The organism is Streptomyces sp. FH025 (assembly GCF_017427025.1).
In the GTDB taxonomy this organism is placed as follows: Bacteria; Actinomycetota; Actinomycetes; order Streptomycetales; family Streptomycetaceae; genus Kitasatospora.
Genome location: NZ_JAFLNG010000608.1, coordinates 1 through 4,723 on the forward strand (window position 1 = coordinate 1; position 4,723 = coordinate 4,723).

The following is a 4,723-nucleotide window of genomic DNA, read 5'->3' on the forward strand; positions in this document are numbered from 1 at the left end:
TTCGCGCTGTCCGGTTCAAGCCCTGGAAGTCGCCCTCGCGGTAGACCACGACGGCGCCACCACGCGGCACCAGTCGGCTGAGCCCGGTTGCCTCGCGGAGGGTCGTGAGCAGCGGCTTGTCGTAGGCCAGCCGCTCCAGTTCGGGGCCGGCCGGGAGGAAGCCGCAGTGCACCGGGGAGGCGAACGATCCGTCGCGGTGCGCGGTTGCCTCCTCGCGCACGTACGGGGTGGTCAGGTCGAGTCGGCTCAGCGTCTCGGCCTGGATCACCTCGAAGCGGGCCCCCTCCAGGACTCCCGGCACGACGACGGTGCCGGTCTCCTCCCAGGTCGCGCGGGCCGGTGACCGTTCGGTCAGGGGCGCTGTGGTCATCACCTCTCCTGTTCTTCGCGTGCGGCCGAGTCACACGGCCGGTTCGTGGTCGGGAAGTGCGCGTGCGGGCGGCATCGCGACGGGGTGGTCGCCGCCCAGCTGGTGCTCGGCGACAATCCCGAGCAGCGCGAGCGTGACGATGTGGCCCAGGCCCCATAGCGCGGCGAGCGAGGCGCCCACCACGTCACGGTGGCGTCCGCAGTCACTGGCTGGACGCCGCGACGGCGCGGTGTCGGTGGTCACCGCTTGTTCGCCTGCCGCTGGACGGCAGCGGGGCGGAGGGTGGATCCGTCCTTCGGAGCGGTCCACTCCTTCTCGCAGCCGACGCCCGCGGGGCGCAGGTGGTAGCTGTAGACGCCCTCTCCGGGCACGTCCACGACGACGCCCACCTTGCCGGTGGCGGTGTCGTGCGAGATCGCCGAGGCGGGGCGTCCAGGGTGGTTCGGGGTCGTACGCGTCCTCGTGGGCTGTGCGTCGTCCGCTCATGCCCACAGACGGTAAGTGTGCGACTACACCTGAATATGAATCAGTGGAATACTGCCTTATCCGTCCAGGTGGAAGCGGTCGGACATGTGGCGGAGCTTCTCGCGGGTGGCGGACCGCTCCGCGTAGACGATCTTCCGTAGGGTGGCCCGCGCGATCGGGTGGTTGCGTACGAGCTGGGGGGCGACCTTCTCAGCGGTCTCCAGGGCCTGAAGTGCCTTGTCCCGGTTGCCGTCCCACAGCCAGGCGCGGGCCAGGTCCATGTGGTGGTGGCCGCGCCGGGAGCCCGGCAGGGCAGCGACCTTCGCTGGGTCGGCGCGCTCGTTGAGGATCAGCGCCTGGGCGTGGTCGCCCATCTCCAACTGCACTGATACGGCGTGGATCTGGACGTTTCCGCTGGAGAAAGTCAGCGAGTGCCGGTCGAAGAGAGGCTCGGCCTGGCCGCCATCCATCAACTCGGCTGCCGTGTAGGCCTGCTGGATACGGTCCTCGACCTCCAGCCGGTGGCCGGCGCGTGCGGCCGAGACGGCTGCGCGCAGGTGCAGTGTCCCCCAAGCTCGCACCGCCAGTGGATCGTTGGCGCGGTACTGGTCCTCGACGAGTCGAAGCGCCTTGTCGGACAGCGCCAGTGCGTCATTCCAGTCCGCGGTGGCCCACATGTCCCACACGCGCATCCAGTCCGCGACCGCCTCCATCACCGGGTCGCCGGACAGACGGGCCGACCAGGCGGCCCGCTCACAGGCCATGGCGACCAGTTCGGGGTGCCCGAGCACGTGGGCAGCTGTGTGCGCGAACTTGCACTCGATCGCATAGATCGCGAACGCCTCTTCGCGTTCATGGCCTGTGGACACTTCGGCCAGGGCTCGCGCCTCGCGGAGCGTGTCCGGAAGCACCTTCATGATGGCGACGTTGGCGGCAGCGTCCCGCAGTCGGTGCAGGCGCTCCGTCTCACGCCACAGCTCCACCGCCGGACGAGGCCGGCCGTCGAACACAGGCGTGAGGTCGTACCGACGAAGCTCCCGCAGGATGGAGGCCGCCGACACCTGCCACTGGTTCTCCGACGCCTTTCCGGCGACGAAGGGCCGCTCAATGAGGTCGTTGGGGTGGCAATGGAGTGCGGCTGCGATCTGGTTGATGATGCCGGCCCGGTCGAGTTCGATGGCTCCCTTCTCGACCTTCGACACCCAGCCCTGGGTCCTGCCGAGCGTGGCCGCCAGATCAGCCTGGGTCATGCCCAAGCGGAGCCGTGCCCGACGCACCCGATTGCCGATCGACTCTCGCTCTTCCAGCACGGCGGCCCTCCCAGGCTCGCGACCGCCTACCCGCTCGGTGGGCCTGCGGTGCTACCAGGAAGCTACCGCCTCGGGGTAGGCCGCGTCACAGGCCAAGGCGACGCGGCCAGCCAGGGCAGTGCCGGGACCTGGCCGCCGGCGGAACAGCGACGTGCTGGCACAGGAGGCAGCCGCCGTCGTGCAAGCTATGGTGTCAGGTGGTCGAACTCCCCCGCCTTGAAGCCGTTTATGAGGGCGCGGAGCGTGTCAGGCCTGGTGGTAATGATGGTGCCGGGGTCGTCGCTTTCGCGGATTCTGATGACGCGGTCGGTGGTTGCTGAGACGTAGATGCAGTTGGCGGCGTCGCCACTGAATGAGGACTTCTGCCAATCGTGAACGGCCATGCTCGGTCCTCTCTCAGATGCTCTGGGCGATACGGCGAATGAGGTCGCAAGATGCGTCTGGCTGGAGCGCACTTGCCTCCAACCGATTCATCACGGCTCGATATTTGATCAACTGCGGCTCGGTGTCGATGAACTCGGACCTGTCTCCATCGACCTGGACGCTGTCCAGTCGTGCGACCTCGGCGTTGAAGTACACGATCCCGGCGCCGGAGCTGGGGTAGCTGCCGGTGCCGAACGGGATCACTCTCAGGTCGATGTGAGCGGGCCTTGGGGCGGGCCCCGCGTCCAGTGACGCGGGGCCCGCATTTCTCATCCGTTTCCCGTTTGCCCTGCCGTGTCTTCCGTCCCGCCGCGATCACGATCGCGGCGGGACGGCGAAATGAACAGTGATTGACCTACAGCCTTTTCGGACCCCTGCGTAGGAAGTCGGCCTGGCCGACTTCCTACGCAGGGGTCCACCTCGCCTCACTTCGCACTTATCCGGCGCTTTCTTTGGGTGTCGCCCCTCGGCATGCCGAGGGGCGACACCCAGCTTCTCCTCTCCCACATTTTGGCGGCGGCCTCCTCTCCAGAGGAGGCCGCCGCCCCTATTTTTAGTAGCTGGCCTGATTTTTGGTGCTGCCCGCCTCGCCGCCCGGGCGAGGCGGGCAGCATGAGTAGAGCCTTCCTTTGTCAGTGTGGCCCCTCGGCACGCCGAGGGGCCACACCAGAATCCCCATCTTCTTTTGTGCTTCGTTCATTGGCACGCCGCCCCTCCTTGCTCAAGGAGGGGCGGCGTGATTATTTCTCTTTTTTATGTGAGTTTCTTTTTCGAGACTGGGTGAGCGTTCACCCGCTCCCGCCACAGGCGGGGCGTCCGGTAACGCTTCGGCATCCTCTGGGCCGTCGACCATTGACACTCCGCTGAGGCGGACCGTACGGTCCTACCCAAGCGACTGGAAAGTTTCCTAACAGTTCGCCGGAGACGGGCCCCGAGCGCCACCCGAGGGCCATCCCGACCAGCCGAAAGAGGAGGATTCCGGGCATGACCAAGAGCACTGCCAAGGCCCCCCTCGCCGGCACGCCCAGCCTGCTGCGCGCCATCAACGACCGAGCCGCGCTCGAACTCCTGTTGGAGAACGGGCCGCTCTCCCGCACCCAGATCGGCGCCCTGACCGGGTTGTCCAAGCCGACCGCCTCCCAGCTGCTGGCGCGCCTGGAGGCGGCCGGGTTGGTCCTGCCGGTCGGCACCACGGCGGGCGGGCCCGGGCCCAACGCCCAGCTGTACCAGGTGAATCCGGCCGCCGGGTACGTCGCCGGGCTGGACGCCACCAACAGCGAGATCCGGGTCGCCATCGCCGACATCACCGGCTCCACGCTGGTCGAGCACAGTGTGCCGACCAGAGGTGTCCCGGCCGCCGAGATCGTCTCCAGAGTCGCCGCCGCGGTCGCCGAGGCCCGCCGGGCCGCCGGGCTCGCCGAGGGCAGCCTGCGCACCGTCGCGATCGGCGTCGGCGGCGCCCCCGACCCCGTCACCGGCAAGCTGCGCTACGCCTCCCATCTGCCCGGCTGGCACTCGCCGCGGCTGGTCGAGGAGCTGTCGGAGGCGATCGGCGCGCCGGTGTCGATCGAGAACGACGTGAACCTCGCCGCGGTCGCCGAACGGGCCTCCGGCGCGGCGGCGGGCTCCGAGGACTTCGTCCTGCTCTGGGCCGGCGCCGGCGTCGGCGCCGCGATCATGATCGGCGGCCGGCTGCACCGCGGCTTCACCGGCGGCGCCGGGGAGGTCGGCTACATGCCGGTGCCCGACTCGCCGGTCGAATCGGTCTCCCGCCGCAGCAAGTTCGGCGGGTTCCAGGCCCTGGTCGGCGCACCCGCCGTCCGCGCCCTGGCCCGCGAGCACGGGCTCGGCGCGCCCACCGCGGAGGAGTCGATCGCCAAGGCCCTGGAGACCCCGGGCGCGGGCGACACCCTCCTCACCGAACTCGCCGGGCGGCTCGCCGTCGGGCTGGCCGTCATCGTCGCCGTGGTCGACCCCCAGCTGGTGGTCCTCTCCGGCGCGGTTCCGACCGCGGGCGGCGAGCGGCTGCGCGCGCTCGTCGAGGACGAACTGGCCCGGATCTGCATCGCCCGCCCGGAGATCCGCAGCAGTGCCCTCCCCGGCTCGCCCGTCCTGCTCGGCGCCCTGCAACGCGCCCTCACGGACGCCCGCGAGG

At 69.4% G+C, this 4,723-nt stretch carries 6 protein-coding genes and 1 pseudogene; 1 reads left to right on the forward strand and 6 read right to left on the reverse strand.

Features of this window, described 5'->3' with window-relative positions; genetic code table 11:
- The 6 genes and pseudogenes from J0670_RS30435 to J0670_RS30460 form a co-directional block, all read right to left on the reverse strand.
- Window positions 1-370, reverse strand: a pseudogene (locus J0670_RS30435) (hypothetical protein); the annotation flags it as partial.
- A 30-nt stretch (window positions 371-400) separates the two neighbouring features.
- Window positions 401-613, reverse strand: a complete 213-nt coding sequence (locus J0670_RS30440) for a hypothetical protein (RefSeq protein WP_207814958.1) — start codon at window positions 611-613, stop codon at window positions 401-403.
- A complete protein-coding gene (locus J0670_RS30445; protein ID WP_207814960.1) occupies window positions 610-747 on the reverse strand; it encodes a hypothetical protein in 138 nt (45 codons plus the stop codon). Before J0670_RS30445 ends, J0670_RS30440 begins: the two co-directional genes overlap by 4 nt.
- Before the next feature lie 165 nt (window positions 748-912).
- Window positions 913-2,145 carry a helix-turn-helix domain-containing protein gene (locus J0670_RS30450; protein ID WP_207814962.1) on the reverse strand — a complete coding sequence of 411 codons (1,233 nt, stop codon included), beginning with the start codon at window positions 2,143-2,145 and terminating at the stop codon, window positions 913-915.
- A gap of 185 nt (window positions 2,146-2,330) precedes the next feature.
- Complete coding sequence (locus J0670_RS30455) at window positions 2,331-2,528, reverse strand: DUF397 domain-containing protein (RefSeq protein ID WP_207814969.1); 198 nt, start codon at window positions 2,526-2,528, stop codon at window positions 2,331-2,333.
- 13 nt (window positions 2,529-2,541) lie between these two features.
- Entirely contained in the window at window positions 2,542-2,841 is a 300-nt protein-coding gene (locus J0670_RS30460; protein ID WP_243437742.1) for a Scr1 family TA system antitoxin-like transcriptional regulator, read from the reverse strand.
- 711 nt (window positions 2,842-3,552) lie between these two features.
- Between J0670_RS30460 and J0670_RS30465 the strand changes: the two genes are divergently transcribed.
- A partial coding sequence (locus J0670_RS30465; protein ID WP_207814973.1) for an ROK family transcriptional regulator occupies window positions 3,553-4,723 on the forward strand: 1,171 nt, incomplete at its 3' end.